The sequence below is a fragment of the Streptomyces sp. HUAS MG56 genome (assembly GCF_058673395.1).
Genome location: NZ_CM178722.1, coordinates 9020961 through 9045956 on the forward strand (window position 1 = coordinate 9020961; position 24996 = coordinate 9045956).

The window sequence follows — 24996 nt, forward strand, 5'->3', positions numbered from 1 at the left end:
AACACCGGATCGCCTACCCCTGTCGTCCACGCCTTGGAGAGATACATGGAGCGTCCCGCCTGGGCCCCACGGAGCATCGACATCTCGGTGCCGAGCGTCTCGCGGATCTACGACTTCTACCTGGGCGGTTCGCACAACTTCGAGGTCGACCGGGACGCGGCGCGCAAGGCCATGGAGTTCATGCCGGGCCTGCCGAAGGTCATGCAGGCCAACCGGGCGTTCATGCGGCGGGCGGTGCGCTTCGCGGTCCGGGAGGGCCTCACCCAGTTCCTCGACATCGGCTCCGGCATCCCGACGTTCGGCAATGTCCACGAGGTGGCCCGGGCGGCCGTGCCGGGCGCGCGCGTGGTCTACGTCGACCACGACCCGGTCGCGGTCGCGCACAGCCAGGCGGTGCTCGCGGACGACGCGGACGCGGACGTCGTCGCGGCGGATCTGCGCAAGCCCCGGGAGATCCTCGCGAGCCCCCAGGTGGAGCGGCTGATCGACCTGAACCGGCCGGTTGCCCTTCTCCTCGTTGCCATACTGCACTTCGTGGAAGACGCGGACGACCCCTACGGTGCGGTGGCCGAACTGCGCGAGGCGCTGGCCCCGGGCAGCATGCTGATCCTCACCCATGCCTCGTACGAGGGAATCCCGGTGCCTGCCGAGCGGGCCGAGGGCGCGGTGGACGTATACAAGGACATTCGCAACCCGCTGATCATGCGCTCGCGCGACGAGATCGCGCGGTTCTTCGAGGGGTACGACATGGTGGAACCCGGACTGGTGCAGATGCCGCACTGGCGCCCGGAAACGGCGCCGGAGGACGAGGATCCGTTCGCCTTCTCCGGATTCGCCGGCGTGGGGCGTACGGCGTGAGCGCGGAGCCGGACGGGCCGGAGGGCAGACTGCGCCGGTTCGCGACGATCTGGAGCCGGGCGGTCTACCCGGTGACCTCCACCTCGCTGACCCGCGCCGAGTTCGAGGAACAACTGCTTCCGCTCGCACGCCGGTTGAGCGGTCTGCTGCGGGCGCACAGCTTCGACGCCGACGGCGCGAAGGCCGTCGGCGCCGCCCTGGTGGGCGCGCACTGCACCGACCCCGAGGCGCTCACCCGCACCCTGGACTGCGTCGACGCCTATCTGGTGCTGTACTGCGGCGAGGAGGGCCCCGAGGCCCCGCAGGACGCGCCCCGGCTGCGCTCCTCGCGGCTGCAGCACGCGATGGCCGCCGGGTACGCGCAGGCGCTGCGCGAGCGCACCCTCGCCGAGCAGGAGTCCATCGCCCAGGCCGCGTTGCGCGCCCAGGGCGTGGTGGCCCAGGCGCTGCACGCGAGCGAGGCCCGCTTCCGCGCGGTCTTCGAGGGCGCCGCGATAGGGATCGGTATCGCCGATCTCGACGGCCATGTCCTCCAGGTCAACGAGGCGCTGCTGCGCATGTTCGGGCTGTCCTCGCAGACCCTGCGCGGCCGCCGGGTGCAGGACTGGGTGCACCCCGAGGACGCCCCGCAGACCTGGAAGCTGTACGAGGAACTGGTGCGCGGCGAGCGCGAGCACTACCACATGGAGAAGGCGTTCAACCGCCCCGACGGCACGGTCCTGTGGACCAACCTGACGGTCTCCCTGCTGCGCGACGCCGACGGCGACCCGCAGTACCAGCTCGCCCTCATGGAGGACACCACCGAGCGCCGCCTGCTCAATCTCCGGCTTCGCTACGAGGCGACGCACGACGCGCTGACCGGCCTGCCCAACCGCACCTTGTTCTTCGAGCGGCTGGAGAAGGCGCTGGCGGCCGGCGAGGGCCAGCGCTTCGGCCTGTGCTACCTCGACCTGGACGGCTTCAAGACCATCAACGACAGCCTCGGGCACGCGGCCGGCGACCGGCTGCTGGTGGAGGTCGCCGACCGGCTCCAGTCCTGTGCGACCGCGCCCGGCGAGATGGTCGCCCGGCTCGGGGGCGACGAGTTCGTGGCCCTGACCACCGGCCCCGGCACCGAGCGCACGGTGGACGACCTCGCCGAGCGCATCATGACCGCCCTGATCACCCCGATCAGCATCGACGGCCGGGACCTGATGGTGCGCGGCAGCCTGGGCATCGTCGAGGGCCCGGCCGGCGAACGCACGGCGGCGGAGGTGCTGCGCAGCGCCGACATCACCATGTACCGGGCGAAGTCGGCGGGCGGCAACCGCTCCGAACTGGCCGACCCCGAGGCCGACGCCCGCGCCATCACCCGCCACGGCCTCACCACGGCCCTGCCCACGGCCCTGGAGCGCGGCGAGTTCTTCATCGAGTACCAGCCGCTGGTCCACCTCGGCGACGGCAGCGTGCGCGGCGCCGAGGCCCTGGTGCGCTGGCTGCACCCGCAGCACGGCGTGCTCGGCCCGGACCGCTTCATCCCGCTCGCCGAGCACACCGGCCTGATCGTGCCGCTCGGCCGCTGGGTGCTGGAGGAGTCCATCCGCCAGGCCCGCGCCTGGCGGGAACGCTACGGCGAGGAGACCGCCGCCGGCCCGCTGCGCATCAACGTCAACCTCTCGCCCTGCCAGCTCAGTCATCCGGGGCTGGTCCAGGACACGGTCGAGATCCTCGAACGGGCGGGCGTCGCCCCGGACGCGCTGTGTCTGGAGGTCACCGAGTCGGCCCTGATCGGCGCCGACGACGATCTCCTCAAACCCCTGCGCCGGCTGGCCGAGATGGGCGTCGACATCGCCCTGGACGACTTCGGCACCGGTTACTCCAACCTCGCCAACCTGCGCCGCCTGCCGGTGAACGTCCTCAAACTGGACCGCTCCTTCACCCAGGGCATGCAGCAGTTCCCCGCCGACCCGGTCGACCTCAAGATCGTGGAGGGCATCGTCACCCTCGCCCACAGTCTCGACCTCGCGGTCACCGTGGAGGGCGTCGAAACCGGCGCCCAGGCCGAGCAGTTGCGCGTCCTGGGCTGCGACACGGCCCAGGGCTGGTACTACGCCCGCCCGGGCCCGCCGGAGCGGCTGCACGACCTGGCGCTGGTGGACGCGACGGGCTGAGCCGCCGGCGGGAGCTACCGCTCCAGCAGCATCCGCTGCAACTCCCGTGCCGCACGCGGCGGTGCCACGTCACTGCGGTGCGCGAGCGCGATCGTACGATGCAGTCCGGGGCGCGCCAGCGGGGTCACCCGTAGGCTGCGCCCCGACCTCGACGCCACCATGCGCGGCACCACCGCCGCGCCCAGCCCTGCCCGCACGAATCCCAACACCGCATCCATCTCGCCCCCTTCGACGGCGAACTCGGGCTCGAACCCCTCTGCGCGACATGCCGCGACCGTCAGTTCCCGCAGGTCGTACCCGTGCCGGAACATCACCAGGCGCTCACCCTCCAGGTCGGCGATGCGCACCGTCCGCCCGCCCCGGCCGGGTGCCGGTGCCTCGGGTGAGGACACCACGACCAGCTCCTCCCGCAGCAGCTCCACCGTCGTCAGCGCGGGCGCCGGCGCCGGCAGCGGCAGCACGACCAGCGCGAGATCGAGGGCGCCGCGCGCCAGCTCCCGTACCAGGTCGTGCGAGCCGCTCTCCTCGACGAGGAGCCGGATGCCGGGATAGCGGTCGTGGAAGGCGCGCAGCACGTCCGGCAGCAGGCCCGTGCACAGGCTCGGGGTGGCGCCGAGGCGCACCCGGCCCCGGCGCAGCTGCACCAGCTCCTGCACCTCGTGGCGGGCCGTGTCCGCGTCGGCCAGGATCCGCCGGGCGAGCGGCAGCAGCGCCTCGCCCGCGTCGGTGAGCGTGATGTTGCCCCGGGCGCGCAGGAACAGGTCCGCGCCCAGCTCCCGCTCCAGCGCTCTGATCTGCTGCGACAGCGACGGCTGGGCGACGTGCACCAGTTCGGCGGCCCGGGTGAAGTGCCGGGTCTCGGCGACGGCGACGAAGTACTGGAGCTGCTGGAGCTGCATCCCCACACCATAGCCTCAGCCTATGGAAACAAGCTGCATCATGTCTTGGACCGATCGGGTCCTCCGGCCCTAGCGTGCTGTGCCATGGCACTGGCAACGCGGACGGACCGACGGCCGTCCATGGCGCGCACGATGTGGGACTCCTCCGTCGGCAAGAAGACCGTGATGGCCGTCAGCGGCCTGATCATGCTGGCGTACCTGGTCGTCCACATGATCGGGAACCTGAAGATCTACTTCGGCGCGGGCGAGTTCAACCACTACGCCCACTGGCTGCGCACCATCGGCGAGCCGTTCATGCACTACGAGTGGACGCTCTGGCTCATCCGGGTCGTGCTGGTCGTCGCCGTGGTCGCCCACGCCACGTCCGCGTACCAGCTCAGCCGCCGGGACATCAAGGCCCGGCCCAGCAAGTACGTGCACTCCAGGCCCCGGGCGAGCTACGCCACCCGCACGATGCGCTGGGGCGGGATCATCCTCGGCCTGTTCATCGTCTGGCACGTCCTGGACCTGACCACCGGCACCGTGCACCCGGGCCGCTTCGAGCACGGCCACCCGTACCAGAACGTCGTCGGCGACTTCTCGCACTGGTACAGCAACGTCGTCTACATCGTCGCGATGCTCGCGCTCGGCCTGCACGTCCGGCACGGCTTCTGGAGCGCCGCGCAGACCCTCGGCGTCGGCAGCCGCACCCGCGACCGCGCCCTGAAGACCCTCGCGAACGTCCTCGCGCTGCTGCTCACGGCCGGTTTCATCGCCGTACCCGTGGGCGTCATGACCGGAGTGGTGAGCTGACATGACCGACTACGCGCACTACACGACCGGGGAACCGGCCGTCGACACCAAGGCCCCCTCCGGCCCGATCCACGAGCGCTGGGACAAGCGCCGCTTCGAGGCCAGGCTGGTCAACCCCGCCAACCGGCGCAAGCACACGGTCATCGTCGTCGGCACCGGACTGGCCGGCGGCTCCGCGGGCGCCACCCTGGCCGAACAGGGCTACCACGTCGTCCAGTTCTGCTACCAGGACTCCCCGCGCCGCGCCCACTCCATCGCCGCACAGGGCGGCATCAACGCGGCGAAGAACTACCGCAACGACGGCGACTCGATCCACCGGCTCTTCTACGACACCGTCAAGGGCGGCGACTTCCGCGCCCGCGAGTCCAACGTCCACCGCCTCGCGCAGATCTCCGTCGAGATCATCGACCAGTGCGTGGCCCAGGGCGTGCCCTTCGCCCGCGAGTACGGCGGCCTGCTCGACACCCGCTCCTTCGGCGGCGTCCAGGTCTCGCGCACGTTCTACGCCCGCGGCCAGACGGGACAGCAGCTCCTGCTCGGCGCCTACCAGGCCCTCAGCAGGCAGATCGCCGCCGGGAACGTGGAGATGCACCCGCGCACCGAGATGCTCGACCTGATCGTCGTGGACGGACGGGCGCGCGGCATCGTGGCCCGGGACCTGATCACCGGCCGCATCGACACGTACTTCGCGGACGCCGTCGTCCTCGCCAGCGGCGGTTACGGCAACGTCTTCTACCTGTCGACCAACGCCATGAACTCCAACGCGACCGCCGTCTGGCGGGCGCACCGGCGCGGCGCCTACTTCGCCAACCCCTGCTTCACGCAGATCCATCCGACCTGCATCCCGCGCACCGGCGACCACCAGTCCAAGCTGACCCTGATGAGCGAGTCGCTGCGCAACGACGGCCGGATCTGGGTGCCGAAGGCCCAGGGCGACACCCGGGCGCCGAACCGGATCCCCGAGGGCGAGCGCGACTACTACCTGGAGCGCATCTACCCCTCCTTCGGCAACCTCGTCCCCCGCGACATCGCCTCCCGCGCCGCGAAGAACGTCTGCGACGAAGGCAGGGGGGTCGGGCCCGGCGGGCAGGGCGTCTACCTGGACTTCGCCGACGCCATCGGGCGCATGGGCCGCAAGGCCGTCGAGGCCAGGTACGGCAACCTCTTCGACATGTACCAGCGGATCACCGACGAGGATCCGTACGAGGTGCCGATGCGGATCTACCCCGCCGTGCACTACACGATGGGCGGACTGTGGGTCGACTACGACCTGCAGACCACCGTCCCCGGCCTGTTCGCGATCGGCGAGGCCAACTTCTCCGACCACGGCGCCAACCGGCTCGGCGCCTCCGCGCTGATGCAGGGCCTCGCCGACGGCTACTTCGTGCTGCCCGCCACCATCAACGACTACCTGGCCCGCCACCCGCACCAGGAACAGGTCACCGCCGAACACCCCGCCGTCCAAGGGGTGTTGGCCGAGACCGAGGACCGGCTCCACCTGCTGCTGTCCGTCGACGGCGACCGCACCCCGGACTCCTTCCACCGCGAACTGGGCGAACTCATGTGGGAGTTCTGCGGCATGGCCCGCACCGACGCCGGGCTGCGCAAGGCGCTGGAGCGCATCCCGCAGATCCGCGAGGAGTTCTGGCGGCGCATCAAGGTGCCCGGCACCGGCGAGGAGTTCAACCAGTCGCTGGAGAAGGCGAACCGGATCGTCGACTACCTGGAACTGGCCGAGCTGATGTGCCTCGACGCGCTGCACCGCGCCGAGTCCTGCGGCGGCCACTTCCGCGAGGAGTCCCAGACCCCCGACGGCGAAGCGGCCCGCCGGGACGAGGAGTTCGGCTACGCGGCCGCCTGGGAGTTCACCGGCACCGGCACCGCTCCCACCCTGCACAAGGAAGACCTGGTCTTCGAGTACGTCCACCCCACCCAGCGGAGCTACGCATGAAGCTCACCCTGCGCGTCTGGCGGCAGCGGAACGCCGACGCCGACGGAGCGATGTCCACGTACGAGGTCGACGGGATCTCGTCCGACATGTCCTTCCTGGAGATGCTGGACGTCCTCAACGAACAGCTCATCCTGTCCGGCGAGGACCCCGTCGCCTTCGACCACGACTGCCGCGAGGGCATCTGCGGCGCCTGTTCCCTCGTGATCAACGGCGACGCCCACGGCCCCGAGCGCACCACCACCTGCCAGCTGCACATGCGGTCCTTCGAGGACGGCGACACGATCGACATCGAGCCGTGGCGGGCCGCCGCGTTCCCGGTGATCAAGGACCTGGTCGTCGACCGGTCCGCGTTCGACCGGATCATCCAGGCCGGCGGCTACGTCACCGCGCCCACCGGCTCCGCGCCGGAGGCCCACGCCACGCCGGTGCCGAAGGCCGACGCCGACTTCGCCTTCGAACACGCCGAGTGCATCGGCTGCGGAGCGTGCGTGGCCGCGTGCCCCAACGGCGCGGCGATGCTGTTCACCTCCGCCAAGGTCAACCACCTGAACGTGCTGCCGCAGGGCGCGCCCGAGCGGGAGACGCGGGTGCTGGACATGGTGGCGCAGATGGACACCGAGGGCTTCGGCGGCTGCACCCTCACCGGTGAGTGCGCCACCGCCTGCCCGAAGGGCATTCCGCTGGTGTCGATCACGAGCATGAACAGGGAGTGGCTGCGGGCCACCCGGAAGGTGGCCAAGCGGTAGCCCACCGCAGAGACGTTCGCCGACAGGGGGCGGACGGGCGGGGCCGGGAGTGGTGCTCATCCCCGGCCCCGTCTGGTTTTCCTTGATCGCGGGCGACCGGCGTTCAACATTCCCACATCCGTTCTCCTGGCCCCGGTCACGCGCACGCCAACCGGCATCGGAAGAACAGGAGCGACGGGCCGTACGCATGCAGCCCGCCGTCCCCGTCGCCGAACCGGCCCGTGACCAGGAGTGAGCCATGACCGGCGTGTCCACCCTCGACCGTCCCCCGCAGCCCGCGGCCCCCACCCGCTACACCGTCACCCTCGCCCGCGACGAGGACGACGTCCGGGCCGCGCAGCGGCTGCGGCACGACGTCTTCGCCGGGGAGATGGGGGCCCTGCTGGCCACCCCGCAGCCGGGCCTCGACATCGACGCCTTCGACGCCTACTGCGACCACCTGCTGGTCCGCGACACCGTGACCGGCCAGGTCGTCGGCACCTACCGGCTGCTGCCCCCGGAGCGGGCCGCGGTCGCCGGGCGGCTCTACTCCGAGGGCGAGTTCGAGCTGGGCGGGCTCGACGCGATCCGGCCCTCGCTGGTCGAGGTCGGCCGCTCCTGTGTGCACCCCGACCACCGCGACGGCGCCGTCATCAGCCTGATCTGGGCCGGCATCGCCCGCTACATGGTCGACCGCGGGCACGAGTGGCTCGCCGGCTGCTGCTCGGTGCCGCTCGCCGACGGCGGCGCCCTCGCCACCGGCGCCTGGGAGCGGGTGCGGGCCAAGCACCTGGCCCCCGAGGAGTTCCGGGTACGGCCGCTGCTGCCCTGGGTCCCGAACACGGAAGCCCCCGCCGGGCACCACGAGCTGCCCGCCCTGCTGCGCGGCTACCTCCGCCTCGGCGCCTGGGTGTGCGGCGAGCCCGCGCACGATCCGGACTTCGGGGTCGCCGACCTGTACGTGCTGCTGTCGATGCGCCGGGTCAACGCGCGCTATCTGCGGCACTTCCTCTCCCTCGTGCCGGCCTGATGAGCGTCTGGCTGCCGACCGCGCCCTGCTCCCCGGGCGCGTGTGTGGAGCCGGCCCGCGCCGCGGTCGCCGTACCCCGGGCCGTGCTGCGGCTGGCCGCGGTCGTGGCCCTGCTGCTGGCCGGGATCGCCCTGTCCCCGCTCGGCGGGAGGATCCCCGCCGAGTGGGTCAGGCGGTGGTGCCGCGCGCTGGTGCGGGCCATGGGAGTCCGGGTCCGCCTCACCGGCACCCCCGCCCCGGCCGGCGGACTGCTGCTTGTCGCCAACCACGTCTCGTGGCTGGACATCCCGCTGCTGACCGTCGTACGCCCCGCCCGCATGCTCGCCAAGACCGAGATACGGCAGTGGCCGGTGGCGGGCGCGCTGGCGGCGCGCGGCGGGGTGCTGTTCATCGAGCGGGACCGGCTGCGGGCCCTGCCCGCGACGGTCGAGCGGATCGCCGGGGCGCTGCGCGCGGGCGCGGCCGTGACCGCCTTCCCCGAGGGCAGCACCTGGTGCGGGCGGGCCCACGGGCACTTCCGCCGGGCGGTGTTCCAGGCCGCGCTCGACGCGGGCGTGCCGGTGCAGCCGGTCGGCCTGCGCTACCGGCAGGAGGGCGGCGCCCCGGGCACGGCGGCGGCGTTCGTCGGCGAGGACACCCTGCTCGCCTCCCTGTGGCGGGTGGCCCGCGCCCGCGATCTGGTCGCCGAGGTGGAGATACGGCCGCTGATCGCGCCGGGCACCTGTGCGGACCGGCGGACACTGGCCGCCGCGGCTCAGCCGATGGCGTCCGAGCCCGTCTGGGCCCACGCGGCGTTGGCAGCGCCCCGAAGGGAGGCGGGAACTGCCGCCGTCGTCCCGCAGCCACCCGTCACGGCATGACCCGCGCCAGATAGGGCGCCGTCGCACTCCCCGCCGCCCCCGCCACGCGCTCCGGCGGGCCCGACGCCACGATCCGCCCGCCCCGGTCACCCCCGCCGGGGCCCAGGTCGATGACCCAGTCCGCGCCCGCGACCACCGTCATGTCGTGCTCCACCACCACGACCGTGTGACCGGCGTCGACCAGGCCGTGCAGCCGCTCCATCAGCAGCTCCACGTCGGCCGGATGGAGCCCGGTGGTGGGCTCGTCCAGCAGGTACAGGGTGTGGCCGCGCCGGCCGCGCTGCAGTTCGCTCGCCAGCTTGATCCGCTGGGCCTCGCCGCCGGACAGCTCGGTCGCCGGCTGCCCGAGCCGCAGATAGCCGAGGCCCACGTCGAGCAGGGTGCGCAGGCTCCGGGCGGCGGCCGGGACGTCGGCGAAGAACTCCGCCGCCGCCTCCACCGTCAGGTCGAGCACCTCGGCGATGTCCCGTCCCCGGTACGTCACCTGGAGCGTGCCGGGGTTGTAGCGGGCCCCGCCGCAGTCCGGGCAGGGGGCGTACGTGCTCGGCAGGAACAGCAGCTCGACGCTGACGAACCCCTCGCCCTGGCACGTCTCGCAGCGCCCTGTGGCGACGTTGAAGGAGAACCGCCCGACGCCGTACCCGCGTGCCCGCGCCTCCTCGGTGCCGGCGAACACCTTGCGGACGACGTCGAACAGGCCGGTGTACGTGGCCAGATTGGAGCGCGGGGTCCGGCCGATCGGCTTCTGGTCTACCCGGACCAGCCGGTCCACGCCCGCCAGTTCCTCCGTCAGCTCGCCGACGAGCGTGGACTTCCCGGAACCGGAGACCCCGGTGACGGCGGTGAACGCGCCGAGCGGGAACGCGGCCGTCACCTGCCGCAGGTTGTGCCGGGTCACCGGGCCGACCGTCAACCAGCCGCGCGGCGAACGGACTTCACGGGCCGCACCCGGGGATTCGTCGAAGAGGAACGCCGCCGTCGCGGACTCCGCCACCGACGCCAGCTCGGCCGGCGGCCCGCTGTACAGCACGCGTCCGCCGTGCTCGCCCGCGCCGGGGCCGACGTCCACCAGCCAGTCGGCGCCGCGCACCACCTCCAGATGGTGCTCCACCACGAACACCGAGTTCCCGGCCGCCTTCAGCCGCTCCAGCACGGCTCGCAGAGCCTCGGTGTCCGCCGGGTGCAGTCCCGCCGACGGCTCGTCCAGGACGTACACCACGCCGAACAGGCCGGAGCGCAACTGGGTGGCCAGGCGCAGCCGTTGCAGCTCGCCCGCCGAGAGGGTCGGGGTGGCGCGGTCGAGGCTGAGGTAGCCGAGGCCGAGTTCGACGACCGGCCCGATCCGGGACTTCAGGTCGTCGGTGAGCACCCGTGCGGTCTCGGTGTCGCCGTCGAGGTGCGCGGCCAGGTCGGTCAGCGGCAGCGCGGCCAGCTCGGCGATGGTCCGCCCGCCGAAGGTCACCGCGAGCGCCTCCGGACGCAGCCGGCTGCCCCCGCACACCTCGCACGGCCTGGTAGCCAGGAAGCGCTCGGCCTTCGCGCGCAGCGTCGGGGACTTGGTGTCCGAGAAGGTCTTCAGCACATACCGGCGGGCGCTCATGTACGTGCCCTGGTACGGCCGTTGGATGCGGTCGGCCTCGCGCACCGGGTGGACGGTGACCACCGGCTGCTCGTCCGTGAACAGGATCCACTCGCGCTGCCCGGCGGGCAGTTCGCGCCAGGGCCGGTCGACGTCGTAGCCGAGTGTGTCGAGGATGTCCCGCAGGTTCTTGCCCTGCCAGGCCCCCGGCCAGGCGGCGATCGCGCCCTCGCGGATCGACAGCGCGGGGTCCGGGACGAGCAACTCCTCGGTCGTCTCCGGCACATGGCCGAGCCCGTGGCACTGCGGACAGGCACCGGCCGCCGTGTTCGGCGAGAATGCGTCGGAATCGAGCCGCTCGGCGCCCGGCGGGTACGTCCCGGCGCGCGAGAAGAGCATGCGCAGGGAGTTGGAGAGGTTGGTGACCGTGCCCACCGAGGACCGCGAGGTCGGCGCCGAGCGGCGCTGCTGGAGCGACACCGCGGGCGGCAGCCCGGTGATCTCGCCGACCTTGGGCGCCCCGACCTGGTGGATCAGCCGGCGCGCGTACGGCGCGACCGACTCGAAGTAGCGCCGCTGGGCCTCGGCGTAGATCGTGCCGAACGCCAGCGACGACTTTCCCGAGCCGGACACGCCGGTGAACACGGCCAGTACGTCGCGCGGGACATCCACGTCGACGCCCTTGAGGTTGTGCTCGCGGGCCCCGCGGACGCGGACGTAGGGGTCATGTGGGTGGTGCATCGACGGGCAACTCCAGTCCGTGCCCGCGCACCGCTACTGCGGAGGGTTGTCGGTGTCCTGCTGCCTCAGCTGTTCCTTCAGTCTGTCCTGCGCGGTGTCGACCTGGGACTGGTACTTGCCCTGGGTCTTCTCGTCCACGTAGTCCCCGGCCTTGTCGACGCCCTTGCCGGCCTGATCCTCGTGGCCCTTGAGCATCTGCTTGAGCTTGTCCATCATGGACATGGCAGCCCTCCTCGTCGCTTGAGGCTTCCCCTCCCAGGTTCACCGTCCCCGGCTGCGTTCGCATCTCGGAGCCTCAGGCCTCCGGGGCGAACAGCGCGGCGAGCCGCCGGTAGGAGTCCAGCAGGGCCGTACGGTCGTAGGTGCTGGTCGTGACCAGCACCTCGTCGGCGTCCGTCTCCTTCAGCACCGTCTCCAGTTGCTGTCCGACCTGCTCGGCGGTGCCCGCGAGGTGCCCGGCGAGCCCGGCGTCGAAGAAGCCGCGCTCCTTCGCGGTCATCGGGCGGGCCTCGGTCTCCTCGGCCGGGGCGAGCGGCGGGAAGGTGCCGTGGGTGCGGGCGTACGCCATCGACCAGGCCTCCGGGACCAGCAGCCGCCGGGCCGCCTCCTCGGTGCCGGCCACCGCGATCGTGCCGGAGATCACGACGTACGGCTCGGGCGCCCAGGGGGAGGGGCGAAAGCCGGTGCGGTACGCGTCGATGCCGCGCAGCATCTTCTCGCGGCCGCGCAGATCGCCGATGACCAGGGGCAGCCCGGTGCGCGCCGCGACCCGCGCGCCCTCGCCCAGGGCCAGCACGAACGGCGGCACCCGCAGGCCCTCCGCGGGGCGGGCGTGCACCCCGGTCGGCGCGGTGCCCTCGAACCAGCCGAGCAGCTCGCCGAGCTGGGCGGCGAAGTCCTCGGCGTCCTCCTTGTCCCGGCCGAGCGCTCGGCGCACCCCGTCGGTGAAGCCGACGGACCGCCCGAGCCCCATGTCGATCCGGCCCGGGAACAGCGCCTCCAGGACGCCGAACTGCTCGGCGACGACGAGCGGCCGGTGGTTGGGCAGCATGACCCCGCCGGTACCGACCCGGATCGTGCGGGTGGCCGCGGCGATGGCGGCGGCGAGCACGGTCGGTGCGGAACCGGCCACCCCGGGCACGCCGTGGTGCTCGGCCACCCAGAACCGGTGGTAGCCGAGCGCCTCCGCCTCCCGGGCCAGCGTGACGGTGTCCCGCAGCGCCTCGGCGGGCGCCCGGCCCTCGCGGGTGCGGGAACGGTCGAGGACGGAGAACCGGGCCCGGGCGATCACTGAACTGCTCACGCAGATGTCAACGCTCTGGAGGGCCGGGGATTCCCGGGCGCCGGCCGCTGGCTAGGGTGGCGGCGTGACCGACAGCAGCAGGCGGCCGCTCGCCGTGTTCGACCTCGACAACACCCTCGCCGACACGGCCCACCGGCAGCACTTCCTGGAAGGAAAGCCGCGGAACTGGGACGGATTCTTCGCGGCCGCGCCGCAGGACCCGCCGATCGCCGAGGGCGTCGCGCTGGCCGTGGCGAGCGCGAGCGAGTGCGAGGTCGTCTATCTCACCGGCCGGCCCGAGCGCTGCCGGCGCGACACGCTGGACTGGCTCGCGGCCCACGGGCTGCCCGAGGGACGGGTGTTCATGCGCGGAAACGCCGACCGCAGGCCCGCCCGGTTCACCAAGCTGGAGATCCTGCGCCGGCTCGCCCAGGGCCGCGAGGTCCGCTTTCTCGTCGACGACGACGAACTGGTCTGTGACGACGCCGAGTGCGCCGGGTTCGGCGTCGTACGGGCACGCTGGACCGCGAAGTCCGAGGCGCTGCAAGAGGCTCAGGAGCGCGAAGGCCGTACGTGAGAGACGGGCGTCAGCCCTCGTCCTCGATCCGGAAGCCCACCTTCAGCCCCACCTGGTAGTGCTCGATCCGCCCGTTCTCGATCTGGCCGCGGACCTGGGTCACCTCGAACCAGTCGAGATTGCGCAGCGTCTGGTCGGCGCGCGCGATGGCGTTGCGGATGGCCTGGTCGACGCCCTCGTGCGAGCTGCCGACGATCTCGGTGACGCGGTAGGTGTGATTCGACATGGGAACGCTCCTCTCGTGTCACGCCACCCTCCACCGTGCCCCATCCCCGCCCGGGCCGCCCCTTGACCTTCGCATTGGTCCATACCAAAATCCCAGCACACCCGCACGAGCGCCGCCGCTCGTCCCCCCACGTCGGGCCCCCACACCTGTCCGCACCCCTTGCCAGACAGAACAGGACCCCTCGTGAGACGTCGTCTGCTCGCCCTCGTCTGTGCCACCGGTTCCCTCGTGAGCGCCTGCGGGATGCTTCCGGGCGCGCACCCGCGCACGACCGTCACCGTGTGGCTGATGAAGGACAGCGCCTCCAAGGACTTCCTCCGGCGCTTCACCGACGACTTCGAACGCACCCACCGGGACCTGCGCCTCGACATCCGCATCCAGGACTGGACCGGCATCGTCGCCAAGGTCCGCGCGGCCCTGAAGGCTCCCTCCGGCGACGGACCCGACGTCGTCGAGGTCGGCAACACCCAGGTGCCGCTGTACGCCGACGGCGGGCGGCTCGCCGACCTGACCCTGGAGTCGATGCGGGACTGGGGCCAGGACGCGTGGCTGCCCGCCCTCGCCGAGCCCGGCAAGGACGGCAACGCGCAGTACGGCATTCCCTGGTACGCGGCCAACCGCGTCGTGATCTACCGCAAGGACCTGTTCGAGGCGGCCGGCATCACCGCCCCGCCGAAGACCCGCGAGGAGTGGCTCGCCGACACGGAGCGGCTCGACTCCGGCGGGAACCAGGGGATCTACCTCGCCGGCCAGGACTGGTACACACTCTCCGGGTTCGTCTGGGACGAGGGCGGCGACCTCGCCGTGCAGAAGGACTACGACTGGAAGGGCGCCCTGGACACCCCGGCCGCGCTGCGCGGCATGGACTTCTACCGGCGGCTCCAGGCGCTCGGCCGGGGTCCCGTGGGCGCCGACGAGGAACACCCGCCGCAGGCCGGGGTGTTCGCGGGCGGCAGGGTCGCCCAGATCGTCGCCGTACCGGGGCTCGCCCAGTCGATCGTGCAGCAGAACCCGTCCCTGAAGGGCAAGTTGGGCTTCTTCCCGGTGCCCGGGAAGACCGCCGCGCGGCCCGGCACGGTGTTCACCGGCGGCTCGGACCTCGTCGTCCCGCAGAACACCAGGGACCAGTTCGCCGCGACAGCCGTCGTGGGCGCGCTCACCGGCGCCACGTGGGACACCGAACTCGCCCGCACCATGAACTACGTGCCCAACAAGACCACGCTGGCGGGCGCGGTCGCGGGAGAGGAGGGGGTCGCCGCCATGGCCGCGGGTGCGGCGCACGGCCGGGCGACCCCCAGCACCCCCCAGTGGGCCGACGTCGAGGCCGACAACCCGATCAAGCGGTACATGACCCGGGTGCTGACCGGGGCGGACCCGCAGACCGAGGCCCGCCAGGCCTCCCGCAGGATCACCGAGGAGCTGACCCCCCGTCTGTGACGAACCGCCGGCTCACCGGGCCATGCTCAGCGACAGCGCGAACCGCTCCTGCGCGTCGGTCCACCAGTGGGTCAACTCCAGCCCCGCGTCGGCGAGTTCCTCGGTCACCCCGGCGCGGCGGAACTTCGCCGACACCTCGGTGCGCAGCTCCTCGCCCGCCGCGAAGTCCACGGCGAGGTCCAGCGCGGGCACCTTCACGGTCTGCGCGAGACGGGAGCGCAGGCGCATCTCGATCCACTCGCGCTCGGGGTCCCACAGGGCCACGTGGTCGAAGGCGTCCGGGTCGAAGTCGGCGTCCAGCTCACGGTCGACGACGGCCAGCACGTTCTTGTTGAACGCCGCCGTCACCCCGGCCGCGTCGTCGTAGGCCCGCACCAGCACCCGCTCGTCCTTGACGAGGTCGGTGCCGAGCAGGAGCCCGTCGCCCGGCGCCAGCAGGGCGCGCACGGCGGCCAGGAACTTCGCGCGCTCGTCGGGCAGCAGATTGCCGATCGTGCCGCCGAGGAACGCCAGCAGCCGGGGCCCGGGGGTGGCGGGCAGTTCCAGCGGGGCGGTGAAGTCCGCGATGAGGGCGTGCACTTCGAGGCCCGGCCGCTCCTCGACGAGTGCCTGCCCGGCCTGGGTGAGGGCGCTCTCGCTGACGTCGACCGGGACGTACGCCGCGGGCGCGAGCGCGTCGAGCAGATGGCGGGTCTTCTCCGAGGAGCCCGAGCCCAGCTCGATCAGCGTGCGGGCACCGCTGGCCGCGGCGATCTCGCCGCTGCGGGCGGCGAGGATCTCCCGCTCGGCGCGCGTCGGGTAGTACTCGGGCAACTCGGTGATCCGCTCGAACAGTTCGCTGCCGCGGGCGTCGTAGAACCACTTCGGCGGCAGCCACTTGGGGTGGTCGGTCAGGCCGTGCAGGACGTCGGTGCGCAGCGCGGCGTCCGTCGCGTCCTCGGGCAGGGTGCGGGTGACGAGAAGGGGGCTCACGTACAGGGCTCCTTCGACGATGGGGGTCCCCCCGCTCGGGCGGAGTCGAGAGCGGGGGAGGACGCGGGGTCCTCCAGCGGGGCGAGCAGCACACCGGCGCGGCTCGCGGTGAGCACGGTGCGGTCGGGGACCTCCTGCCAGAGCGGGTCGTCGTCGTACGGCTCGGAGGCGCAGACCGTGCTGCGTCCGGGCTCCGTGCGGTACCAGAGGCTGTCGCCCCAGCGGGTGGCGGCGATGGTCTCGCCGTCCGTCAGCAGCAGATTGAGCCGGGAGGCGGGCGCCGCCCCGGCCAGCTGGCGAACCGTTTCGCCGAGTGCCTGGCCGGGTCCGTCGCCCGAACGCAGCCGGTGCAGGACCAGCGCCCAGACGAACGCAGAGTCGCTGCGGGCCTCCAGCGCCAGCAGGTCGACCGGCGGCAGGGCGGACAGCAGCGGGGCGGCCACGTCCGGCCAGCCCGCGACGGCGCCGTTGTGGCTGAACAGCCACCGCCCGGACGCGAAGGGCGCCGCGGCCGCCTCGGCGTCCGCGCCCGCCAGTGTCGCGTCCCGTACGGCCGCGAGGACGGCGCCGGAGCGCACCACCCGGGCCAGGTCGGCGAAGGACAGGTCCGCCCAGATCGGCCCGGCCCGCCGGTAGCGCGCCGGGACGGGATCCTCCGGGGCGTACCAGCCCACGCCGAAGCCGTCGGCGTTGACCGTCCCGGACGCCTGGCGCTGCGGTGCCCACGACTGGTGCACCAGACTGTGCGGCGGCTCCGTGAGGAGCTGCCCGAGCCGTATCTCCGGCCCCAGGTAGGCGATGTGACGGCACATCAGAGGACCTCCGAGCGGGCGGTGCGGAACCCGGAGAAGATCTGCCGGCGGATCGGGTAGTCCCAGTTGCGGAACGTGCCCCGGCAGGCCACCGGGTCCACGGCGAACGAACCGCCGCGCAGCACCTTGTACTCGGGGCCGAAGAACACCTCCGAGTACTCCTTGTACGGGAAGGCCCGGAAACCGGGGTACGGCAGCAGGTCGCTCGCCGTCCACTCCCACACGTCCCCGATCAACTGCCGTACGCCGAGCGGGGATTCACCCGCCGGGTAGCTGCCGGCGGGCGCCGGGCCGAGGTGGCGCTGACCGAGGTTGGCATGCTCGGGCGCCGGGTCGGCGTCGCCCCACGGGTAGCGGCGCGAGCGGCCGGTGGCCGGGTCGTGCCGGGCGGCCTTCTCCCACTCCGGTTCGGTGGGCAGCCGCCGACCGGCCCAGCGGGCGTAGGCGTCGGCCTCGTACCAGCACACGTGCAGCACCGGCTCGTCCGGCGGGACCGGCTCGGTGACCCCGAACCGGCGGCGCAGCCACTGCCCGCCCTCCCGGTGCCAGAACAGCGGGGCCGTGATCGCGTGCTGCCGGATGTGCGCCCAGCCCTCCGGCGTCCACCAGCGCTCGCTGTCGTAGCCGCCGTCCTCGATGAACGCCTGGTACGCCGCGTTCGTCACCGGGGTCGTGTCGATCCAGTACGGCGCCACCTCCCGTACGTGCGCCGGGCGTTCGTTGTCCAGTGCCCACGGCTCACCGGAGGTGCCCATGGTGAACGGGCCGCCGGGTACGAGGACTTCGGCCGGGCCGGTGAACGGCGGCGCCGAGTCGGGGTCGGGGGCGGTCAGCGCCCGCGGCCCCCTTCTGAGCTGATGGGTGATCAGCATGGTCTCGTCGTGCTGCTGTTCGTGCTGGGCGATCATCCCGAAGGCGAAACCGGCCTCGGTCAGCCGGGAGCCGTGGAAGTCGGCGCCCTCCAGCAGATCCAGTACGCGGCCGCGCACCTCGGCCGCGTAGTGCCGGGCCTCGGCGGGCGGCAGCAGCGGCAACGAGGGGCGCGCGGCGCGCGGGTGCTCGAAGGCGTCGTACAGGCCGTCGATCTCGGGCCGCATCGCCTCCCGGCCGCCGACCGCCCGCAGGAGCCACAGCTCCTCCTGGTTGCCGATGTGCGCGAGGTCCCACACCAGCGGGGACATCAGCGGGGAGTGCTGGGCGGTCAGGTCCGGGTCCTCGACGCAGGTCGTCAGCAGCGTGGTGCGGTCCCGGGCGGTGACGAGCGAGGCGAGCGCGCGCTCGCGCAGGGCCTCGCTGTCCGGGGCGTCCGGCTCGGCCGTACCGGTGTGCGTGCCGGTGTCGGGGGCGCTCATGTGCGGATGTCCTTCCTGCGGTGGTCGGGGGGAGTGCCTCCCGTGTTTCCGGTGCGGTGGGGCCGGGCCGGCTCCGTGCGGCGGCGCCGGTCCAGCAGGTCGTCGGCCGGGCTGCGGCCCCGGGCGACGTGACGGTCCCGGTACGCGGCCACCGCGCCGATCACCTCGGCGTCGGCGCCGAGCCGGGGCAGCGCCTCCAGCGCCGCCGCGAAACACTCGGCGGCGATCTCGCGCAGCTCCGGGTCGGCGAGCCCGGAACGGGCCGCGTCGGTCCACAGCGGATTGTGCGGCGCCGGCCGGTGCAGCGTCCGCTCCGCCAGCGGTTTCACGCTCCGGTACGCCGTCTCGGCGGCCGCCGGATCGTCGAACAGCGCCGCCGTCACCGCGAGCGGCACGATCCAGCCGTCCTCGCCGGGCTGCGCGTCGATCATGCGCAGCTCCAGATGACCGCGCGGCCGGACCGGCGGGAACAGCGTGGTCAGGTGATAGTCCAGGTCGGCCCGGGTGGGCGGCCGGGGTGTGCCGGAGCGGGTCCACTCCCGGAAGGTGAGCCCCTCGGGCACCTCCCACGGCCCGCCGCCGTCCCGGCGGACGCACATCACCGGCGAGTCCAGCACATGCCGGGCCCAGGCGCCGCGGGCGTCGCCGTGCAGCGGGGGAGCGCCCGCGCGGCCGGCGCCGATCTCCATCCACAGCAGCTGCCGGGTGGACTGCCAGCCCGTGGGCTCCTGGCCGATCAGCGGGGAGTTGGCGAACGCGGCCACCAGGACCGCGCCCAGGTGATGCGCCAGCCACCAGCGCCGCTCGTGTCCGAGCGGTCCGGGCTCCTCCTGCCCGGCGTCCACGCAGACCTGCACGGACGCGGAGGAGCACATCATGTGCCGGCCGGCCGGACCGGTGCGGTCCAGGCACGTCTCCATGGCGTCGTAGCGCGGCTCGTGCAGGAACCGGCGCGGGGTGTGCCAGGGATCGTGGCCGACGCCGACGAGGGTGAGACCGTCCTCGGCGAGGACGCCGCGCACGGTGTCCAGATCGGCGGAGACGGTGCGGATGCACTCCATCAGGGAGGCGGCGGGCGGCGAACTCAGCTCCAGCTGGCCGCCGGGCTCCACGGTGAGCGGCGACCGCAGGGGCAGGGCCCGCAGGGCGGCGTAGGCCGCCCGAAGTCGTTCGGGTGTCACGGGGAGCTGCGGCGCGCGCAGCTCGTGGACCAGCCATTCCAGTTCGACACCGAGCGCGCGCGGCGGCCCGGTCTTGAAGCAGATGCCCCGGACCAGAGCCTCCACCTCGGCCTCGGTGACGGCGGTGCGGTGGTCCGTACAGTCACCACCGTCACTCTTCGAGTCGGACATGTCGGGATCCTCCTGAGATTCCACCATGCCATCTGCCCGGTTCGTCATGGGGCCGGGCAGGCATGCGCTCTACCCAAGACCCTGGAGCTGGTTCGCACAAGAGTGCCCCACCGGATGTTCCGGTTCGGTCATATCCGTTTCCCGCGCGTTCTCCGGGGTGTTCCGGCGCGGGAAACTCCGTTGCGGCGTACGACCAGCATCGCCCAGGATGCGTGCATGAGCACGACGGGGGAGACCGCGCGGGCGGTCGTCACGGCGTCCACGGGGGTGGCGCCGTGAGCGCACGCCTGCGCGGGATCGCCGCGGAGACGGAAGCGATCGTGGCCGCGGGCCGGTACCGCGCGCCGGACGGCCGGGAGGTCTTCCTCGCGGCGGACATCGAGGCCGCGCGGGCCGGGACGCGGATGTTCGGGCCCGAACCGGTCTCCGTACGGCAAACGGGTGACGCGCGCGCGGCCGGGGAGGCCGTTGCCGAGAGCGCGCGGGGCACGCACGGCACGCAGGGCGCCGAGGATGCCGGTTGCGGGGGCACCGTCTTCGAGGTGACCGGTGAGAGCAGCCTGGAGGCCGCCCGCCGGCTGTCCGGCGCTCCCGTCGCCGTCCTGAACTTCGCCTCGGCCCGCAATCCGGGCGGTGGCTACCTCAACGGCGCGCAGGCCCAGGAGGAGGCGCTGTGCCGCGCCTCCGCGCTGCACACCTGCCTGCTCACGGCCCGCCGCTTCTACGATCACCACCGCGCCGACCGCGACCCGTTCTACACGGACCGGGTGATCCACTCTCCGGCCGTTCCGGTCTTCCGCGACGACCGCGGCCGGCTGCTGACCGAGCCGTTCCGCGCGGGCTTCCTGACCGCGGCCGCCCCCAACGCGGGCGTCGTACGGCGTACGGCACCGCAGCGCGCCGACGCGTTGCCGGGCGCCCTGGCGGCCCGTGCCGAGCGGGTGCTGGAGACGGCCGCCGCCCAGGGCTATGGCCGGCTGGTGCTGGGTGCCTGGGGCTGCGGCGTGTTCCAGAACGACCCGGCGCAGGTCGCGGGCGCCTTCCGGGCCCTGCTCGGACCCGGCGGCCGGTTCGCCGGGAGTTTCGGCCACGTGGTGTTCGGGGTGCTGGACCGGACGCCGGGAGCGGTGGTGCGGGAGGCCTTCGCGCGGGCGTTCGCCTGACGGCCGGCGGCGGTGCCGGTCAGGTCCAGTTGTAGCGCTCGTGCAGGCGCCGGCGGACCAGGTCGAACCGCCCGCGGTCCAGTGCGCACGCCTCGCGCCGCATGCCCTGCTCGTGCAGCCGCAGCACGCGGTCCACGTCCACCCAGGAGTCCCGGTCCGAGCGGTCCCACGGCCCGCTGCCGATCGCCACGTAGTCGCGGTCGCCGTCGTGCCGCTTGCTCGTCAGCTGGACGGCGAGGACGGTGCCCGCCGCCTCCCGGGCGACGACCAGCACCGGGCGGTCCTTGCCCCGGCCGTCGTGCTCCTCGAAGGGCACCCAGGTCCACACGATCTCGCCGGGGTCGGGGTCGCCGTCGTGGGCGGGGGAGTACTCGGTGCGCACCCGGCCGACCTCGCGCGGGTCGGCCTCGGTGGTGGCGTGGGGGCCGTACCGGCCGGGGACGTTCTCTTCGGTAAACGTGCTCACGGGGGCACACCCTAGCGGTCGGCCGCGACGGGGCAACGGGCGCCCGTCGAATGGCTGTTGCGGTGGGTGCGGGGACGTCCCGGGAGCGCCCCGGCGGGTCAGGCGTCGGCCCGGCGCGTGCCGATGGACATGCCGGGGCGGCGGTGCACGGTCACGTACGTCAGCCCGGCCGCACCGGCGGTGAGCCCGCGGGCGGAGCCGTGCGGCAGCCAGACCAGGGCGCCCTCGTGGCCGACGGGTTGGTCGAGCGCCGGACCGTGCGGTCCCCGGGACCGGGCCGGCCCGCCGTCGGCTACGTCGTGCGGCCCGGCATGGACCGCGGCGGCGCCCGTGACTACCGGCTGCTCGCCCGCGTCCTGCTGAGCCGGTGGGCCTCCGCCGATCCGGCCGAGGCGCGCGCGGAGGCGATGGAGACGGGCCGGGCGTGGGGCGGCTTCCTGGAGGCCCCGCTGAAGTTCCGCGCACCGGGCGTCACCATCCCGATCGGCCTCGGCATAGGCCGGCTGGTGTTCCGGGCGCTGAACGCCGTGGAGGCGGTCCTGGCGGTCGTGATGATCGTCGCGGTCGCGGTGGGCGGTGCCCCGGCCGCGGTCGTCGCACCGACCACGGCGGTCGCCGTGCTGCTCCTCGCTCAGCTCGCCGTGGTCCGCCCCGTCCTCAACCGCCGCTCCGACCGCGTCCTCGCGGGCGAGGACCTGCCCCGCTCGCACAGCCACCTCTGGTACGTGGCGCTGGAACTCCTCAAGGTCGCCGCCCTGATCGCCCTGGGAATCGCCCTGCTCACGGCGTGACCGCTCCCGCACGACCCCGGCAGGCAGCGTGCCCTTGCCCTCACGCCGCCGCAGCGTTCGCCGTCCGCCCCGGTGGCCATTGCTCGTGCCAGCGCAGCTCTGCTTCCAACTGCGCGGCGAGGGAGACCAGTCGGGGCTCGCTGCCGGCCGGGCCGAGGAGCTGGGCGCCGACCGGCAGGCCGCCGTCCACGAAGCCGGCGGGCACGTTCACGCCCGGCCACCCGAGCACGTTCCACGGCCAGGCGTACGGGCAGGCGGTGATCATCGCGCGGTCCAGGGCCGGCCCGCCCAGCCGGTGCAGCGCGCCGACGAGGGGCGGGGGAGCGGCCGTGGTCGGCGCGAGGATCACGTCGTACGAGGCGAAGAACCGGCCGATCCGCCGGTGCAGCACCGGCTCCGCGCGCCGGGCGGCCCGCAGCGGGACCCCGCCGAGCAGCCGGCCCAGCCGGGCCGCGTCCCGGGTGCGCGGATCGAGCAGCGCCGGGTCGGGGGTCTCGCGGACCAGCTCGGCGATCCCGGCGGTGGCGCGCGGCAGGAAGGCCAGCCCGATCTGCCCGTACGGCGGATCGGCCTCCTCGACCTCGTGTCCCAACGCGGCCAGCCGGTCCGCGAGTTGGACGATCCGGGTGCGGATCTGCGGGTGCAGCCGGGCCGACAGCGCGGTGAACGGCGGCTTCAGGGACAGCGCGACGCGCAGCCGGCCGGGGTCGCGTCCGACGGCGTCCGCCACCGTGAGGGCGGCCGGCCGGTGCGGGTCCCGGGGGTGGTTGCCGCTCGCCGCGTCCAGCAGCAGGGCCGCGTCGGCGACCGTGCGGGCGAGCGTGCCGTTGACCGTGATCCCGTGGAAGGACTCGGCGCGCGGCCAGGTCGAGATGCGGCCGCGCTGCGGTTTGATGCCGACCAGATGGGTCCACGAGGCCGGGATCCGCACCGAACCGGCGCCGTCGGAGCCCAGCGCGGCGGGCACGAGTCCGGCGGCGACGGCGGCGGCCGAGCCTCCGGAGGAACCGCCGGGGGTGTGCCCGGTGTGCCACGGGTTGCGGGTGTCCCCGAACGCCGGCCCCTCGGTGAACGGCCACTGGCCCAGCTCACAGGTGTTGGTCTTGCCGACGATCACCGCACCGGCCGCGCGCAGCCGCCGTACCGCCTCGGCGTCCGCGGCGGCCGGCGGGAAGTCGCCGCGGCAGCCGAACGCGGTCGGCTCGCCCACCACGTCCATGTCGTCCTTCACCGCCACCGGCACCCCGAGCAGCGGGCGCCGCGTCCCGGCGGCCAACTCCCGGTCCGCGGCGTCGGCCTCGGCGAGCGCGGCCTCGGCCCGCACGATCCGGAACGCGTTCAGCGTCCCCTGCGTGGCCTCGATCCGCGCCAGCGTCCGTTCCACCAGCGCGCGTGAGGTCACCTCCCCGTCGGCGAGCGCACGGCGCGTCTCCACGAGGCCGGTGGCACGGTCGGGAGTCATGGGCAGCACCTCCGGGAGGCTCCGGGCACGACGTCTACCGAACGGTAACCTCAAGTCCCGGACTTCCACAGCCATTTCACCTCGGGAGGCGGTCGCCCCTCCCGTGCGAGAGGGGGCCGGAGCGGACTCCGGCCCCCTGTGGGGTACGCCCCTCGCGGGTGACCGTGGCCTCAGGCGGCCGCGGCCTCGCCCACGTTGCCGTGCAGACGGGCGACGACCTCGGTCAGCTGGGCGGCGACCTCGGCGTCGTCCGCCGGGTGGGTCTCGGCGAACCGGGTCACGGAGCCCGGGATGGACAGCTTGATGTCCTCGATCACCTTGCCGCCGGCGATGCCCACCGCCTTGCGGGTGTCGTCCTGCGCCCACACGCCGCCGTACTGGCCGAAGGCGGTGCCGATCACGGCGACGGGCTTGCCGCCGAAGGCGCCGGCGCCGTAGGGGCGGGACAGCCAGTCGATGGCGTTCTTCAGTACGGCGGGGATGGTGCCGTTGTACTCGGGCGAGAACAGCAGGAACGCGTCGGCCGACTGGGCGGCCGCGCGCAGCTTCGCGGCGGCGGCCGGGACGCCGCCCTCGACGTCGACGTCCTCGTTGTAGAAGGGGACGTCGGCCAGGCCGTCGAACAGCACGACCTCGGCGCCCTCCGGAGCGAGCTTGACGGCGGCCTCGGCGAGCTGGCGGTTGTGCGAACCGGCGCGGAGGCTGCCGACGAGCGCGAGGATACGAACAGACATGGGAACTCCAAGGGGCTGAAACATCGCTGTTACGATCCGGACCGGGGTCCGTTTAATTGTGTACCACCCTAAGCGGACCGCGGTCCAGTTCTGTTCCCGATGCTTTACGCTGGCTTCATGTCCGCCGCCCTGCCGCCCTTCCCGATGCCCGAGGAGCCCCTCGACGCTCCCCAGCTGCTTCAGGTCGCGCCCTCCCCCGAGGAGCCGTGCCTGCGCGCCGACGCGGCCCGCAACCGGGCCCGCCTGCTGGAGGCCGCGGCCCGGCTGATCGCCGAGCACGGCGTGGCCGGCGTCACCATGGAGGCCGTCGCCGCGGCGGCCCAGGTGGGCAAGGGCACGGTGTTCCGCCGCTTCGGCGACCGTACGGGGCTGCTGATGGCCCTGCTCGACCACTCGGACCGGCAGCTCCAGGCCGACTTCCTGGGCGGGCCCCCGCCACTGGGCCCCGGGGCGCCGCCCCTGGACCGGCTGCGCGCGTTCGGCGTGGCGGTGCTGTACCGCTCCGCCGAGCAGCTCGACCTCCAGCTGGCCGCCCAGCCGGACCCCACCCGGCGCTTCTCGCATCCGGCGATCGGGGCGCGGCGCACGCACATCGCGATGCTGCTGCGGCGGATCGTGCCGGACGCCGACTGCGACCTGCTGTCCCAGACGCTGCTGGCCTCGCTCGACCCGGCGCTGATCCACCATCAGCACCGCCAGCGCGGGATGCCCATGGAGCGGCTGGAGGCCGGCTGGACCGACCTGGTCGCCCGGGTGACCCGCACCGAGCCGCCACCCCGCTGACG

The 24996-nt window shown here is 73.3% G+C and carries 24 protein-coding genes; 12 read left to right on the forward strand and 12 right to left on the reverse strand.

Annotated elements, in window-relative coordinates; translation table 11 throughout:
- The first annotated feature begins 45 nt into the window (after positions 1 to 45).
- Together AC4OXY_RS41655 and AC4OXY_RS41660 are read left to right on the forward strand one after the other, a co-directional pair.
- Entirely contained in the window at positions 46 to 858 is an 813-nt protein-coding gene (locus AC4OXY_RS41655; RefSeq protein WP_491992314.1) for an SAM-dependent methyltransferase, read from the forward strand.
- On the forward strand, positions 855 to 3008 hold the full coding sequence (locus AC4OXY_RS41660) for a putative bifunctional diguanylate cyclase/phosphodiesterase (protein WP_356033017.1): 2154 nt from the start codon (positions 855 to 857) through the stop codon (positions 3006 to 3008). The genes AC4OXY_RS41655 and AC4OXY_RS41660 overlap by 4 nt, the downstream gene beginning before the upstream one ends.
- 14 nt (positions 3009 to 3022) lie before the next feature.
- Here AC4OXY_RS41660 and AC4OXY_RS41665 read toward each other — a convergent pair whose 3' ends face one another.
- On the reverse strand, positions 3023 to 3907 hold the full coding sequence (locus AC4OXY_RS41665; protein ID WP_356033015.1) for a LysR family transcriptional regulator: 885 nt from the start codon (positions 3905 to 3907) through the stop codon (positions 3023 to 3025).
- 120 nt (positions 3908 to 4027) lie between these two features.
- On the opposite strand from AC4OXY_RS41665, the gene AC4OXY_RS41670 reads away from it, so the two are divergent.
- From AC4OXY_RS41670 to AC4OXY_RS41690, 5 genes are all read left to right on the forward strand, one after another.
- Entirely contained in the window at positions 4028 to 4699 is a 672-nt protein-coding gene (locus AC4OXY_RS41670; RefSeq protein ID WP_356033040.1) for a succinate dehydrogenase, read from the forward strand.
- A gap of 1 nt (position 4700) precedes the next feature.
- Complete coding sequence (locus AC4OXY_RS41675) at positions 4701 to 6650, forward strand: fumarate reductase/succinate dehydrogenase flavoprotein subunit (RefSeq protein WP_491992315.1); 1950 nt, start codon at positions 4701 to 4703, stop codon at positions 6648 to 6650.
- Complete coding sequence (locus tag AC4OXY_RS41680; RefSeq protein ID WP_491992316.1) at positions 6647 to 7396, forward strand: succinate dehydrogenase/fumarate reductase iron-sulfur subunit; 750 nt, start codon at positions 6647 to 6649, stop codon at positions 7394 to 7396. Before AC4OXY_RS41675 ends, AC4OXY_RS41680 begins: the two co-directional genes overlap by 4 nt.
- A gap of 238 nt (positions 7397 to 7634) precedes the next feature.
- Entirely contained in the window at positions 7635 to 8405 is a 771-nt protein-coding gene (locus AC4OXY_RS41685) for a GNAT family N-acetyltransferase (protein WP_491992317.1), read from the forward strand.
- Positions 8405 to 9265, forward strand: a complete 861-nt coding sequence (locus AC4OXY_RS41690) for a lysophospholipid acyltransferase family protein (RefSeq protein ID WP_356033005.1) — start codon at positions 8405 to 8407, stop codon at positions 9263 to 9265. The genes AC4OXY_RS41685 and AC4OXY_RS41690 overlap by 1 nt, the downstream gene beginning before the upstream one ends.
- Here the strand turns inward: AC4OXY_RS41690 and AC4OXY_RS41695 are convergent.
- The 3 genes from AC4OXY_RS41695 to AC4OXY_RS41705 form a co-directional block, all read right to left on the reverse strand.
- On the reverse strand, positions 9255 to 11585 hold the full coding sequence (locus tag AC4OXY_RS41695) for an ATP-binding cassette domain-containing protein (protein WP_491992318.1): 2331 nt from the start codon (positions 11583 to 11585) through the stop codon (positions 9255 to 9257). The two genes, AC4OXY_RS41690 and AC4OXY_RS41695, sit on opposite strands and share 11 nt — an antisense overlap.
- A gap of 33 nt (positions 11586 to 11618) precedes the next feature.
- Positions 11619 to 11807: an antitoxin gene (locus AC4OXY_RS41700; RefSeq protein WP_356033000.1), complete on the reverse strand. Its 189-nt coding sequence runs from the start codon at positions 11805 to 11807 to the stop codon at positions 11619 to 11621.
- Between the two features lie 73 nt (positions 11808 to 11880).
- Entirely contained in the window at positions 11881 to 12888 is a 1008-nt protein-coding gene (locus AC4OXY_RS41705; RefSeq protein ID WP_491992319.1) for an LLM class flavin-dependent oxidoreductase, read from the reverse strand.
- Between the two features lie 64 nt (positions 12889 to 12952).
- Here AC4OXY_RS41705 and AC4OXY_RS41710 point away from each other — a divergent pair, with 64 nt between their 5' ends.
- Entirely contained in the window at positions 12953 to 13444 is a 492-nt protein-coding gene (locus AC4OXY_RS41710) for a phosphatase domain-containing protein (protein ID WP_491992320.1), read from the forward strand.
- A gap of 10 nt (positions 13445 to 13454) precedes the next feature.
- Here AC4OXY_RS41710 and AC4OXY_RS41715 read toward each other — a convergent pair whose 3' ends face one another.
- Positions 13455 to 13670, reverse strand: a complete 216-nt coding sequence (locus AC4OXY_RS41715; RefSeq protein WP_071382040.1) for a dodecin — start codon at positions 13668 to 13670, stop codon at positions 13455 to 13457.
- A 183-nt stretch (positions 13671 to 13853) separates the two neighbouring features.
- Here AC4OXY_RS41715 and AC4OXY_RS41720 point away from each other — a divergent pair, with 183 nt between their 5' ends.
- Positions 13854 to 15107, forward strand: a complete 1254-nt coding sequence (locus AC4OXY_RS41720) for an extracellular solute-binding protein (protein ID WP_491992321.1) — start codon at positions 13854 to 13856, stop codon at positions 15105 to 15107.
- A 12-nt stretch (positions 15108 to 15119) separates the two neighbouring features.
- Here AC4OXY_RS41720 and egtD read toward each other — a convergent pair whose 3' ends face one another.
- Genes egtD through egtA form a run of 4 tightly spaced genes read right to left on the reverse strand, consistent with a single transcriptional unit; the run spans position 15120 to position 19595 of the window.
- On the reverse strand, positions 15120 to 16079 hold the full coding sequence (gene egtD, locus AC4OXY_RS41725) for an L-histidine N(alpha)-methyltransferase (RefSeq protein WP_362819405.1): 960 nt from the start codon (positions 16077 to 16079) through the stop codon (positions 15120 to 15122).
- Entirely contained in the window at positions 16076 to 16891 is an 816-nt protein-coding gene (gene egtC, locus AC4OXY_RS41730; RefSeq protein WP_356032986.1) for an ergothioneine biosynthesis protein EgtC, read from the reverse strand. Before egtC ends, egtD begins: the two co-directional genes overlap by 4 nt.
- Complete coding sequence (gene egtB / locus AC4OXY_RS41735) at positions 16891 to 18243, reverse strand: ergothioneine biosynthesis protein EgtB (RefSeq protein ID WP_491992322.1); 1353 nt, start codon at positions 18241 to 18243, stop codon at positions 16891 to 16893. The genes egtC and egtB overlap by 1 nt, the downstream gene beginning before the upstream one ends.
- Positions 18240 to 19595, reverse strand: a complete 1356-nt coding sequence (gene egtA, locus AC4OXY_RS41740; RefSeq protein WP_356032982.1) for an ergothioneine biosynthesis glutamate--cysteine ligase EgtA — start codon at positions 19593 to 19595, stop codon at positions 18240 to 18242. The genes egtB and egtA overlap by 4 nt, the downstream gene beginning before the upstream one ends.
- A gap of 275 nt (positions 19596 to 19870) precedes the next feature.
- Between egtA and AC4OXY_RS41745 the strand changes: the two genes are divergently transcribed.
- Positions 19871 to 20758 (forward strand): TIGR02452 family protein, encoded by an 888-nt coding sequence (locus AC4OXY_RS41745; RefSeq protein ID WP_491992323.1) that lies wholly within the window; start codon positions 19871 to 19873, stop codon positions 20756 to 20758.
- A 19-nt stretch (positions 20759 to 20777) separates the two neighbouring features.
- On the opposite strand, the gene AC4OXY_RS41750 is transcribed toward AC4OXY_RS41745, so the two are convergent.
- On the reverse strand, positions 20778 to 21224 hold the full coding sequence (locus tag AC4OXY_RS41750) for a type II toxin-antitoxin system PemK/MazF family toxin (RefSeq protein ID WP_362819410.1): 447 nt from the start codon (positions 21222 to 21224) through the stop codon (positions 20778 to 20780).
- A gap of 407 nt (positions 21225 to 21631) precedes the next feature.
- Here AC4OXY_RS41750 and AC4OXY_RS41755 point away from each other — a divergent pair, with 407 nt between their 5' ends.
- Positions 21632 to 22015: a hypothetical protein gene (locus AC4OXY_RS41755; protein ID WP_491994723.1), complete on the forward strand. Its 384-nt coding sequence runs from the start codon at positions 21632 to 21634 to the stop codon at positions 22013 to 22015.
- A gap of 40 nt (positions 22016 to 22055) precedes the next feature.
- On the opposite strand, the gene AC4OXY_RS41760 is transcribed toward AC4OXY_RS41755, so the two are convergent.
- Positions 22056 to 23477 (reverse strand): amidase, encoded by a 1422-nt coding sequence (locus AC4OXY_RS41760; protein WP_491992324.1) that lies wholly within the window; start codon positions 23475 to 23477, stop codon positions 22056 to 22058.
- 170 nt (positions 23478 to 23647) lie between these two features.
- On the reverse strand, positions 23648 to 24211 hold the full coding sequence (locus AC4OXY_RS41765) for an NAD(P)H-dependent oxidoreductase (protein ID WP_356032974.1): 564 nt from the start codon (positions 24209 to 24211) through the stop codon (positions 23648 to 23650).
- A 99-nt stretch (positions 24212 to 24310) separates the two neighbouring features.
- Here AC4OXY_RS41765 and AC4OXY_RS41770 point away from each other — a divergent pair, with 99 nt between their 5' ends.
- Positions 24311 to 24994, forward strand: a complete 684-nt coding sequence (locus AC4OXY_RS41770) for a TetR/AcrR family transcriptional regulator (protein WP_491992325.1) — start codon at positions 24311 to 24313, stop codon at positions 24992 to 24994.
- Positions 24995 to 24996 lie beyond the last annotated feature (2 nt).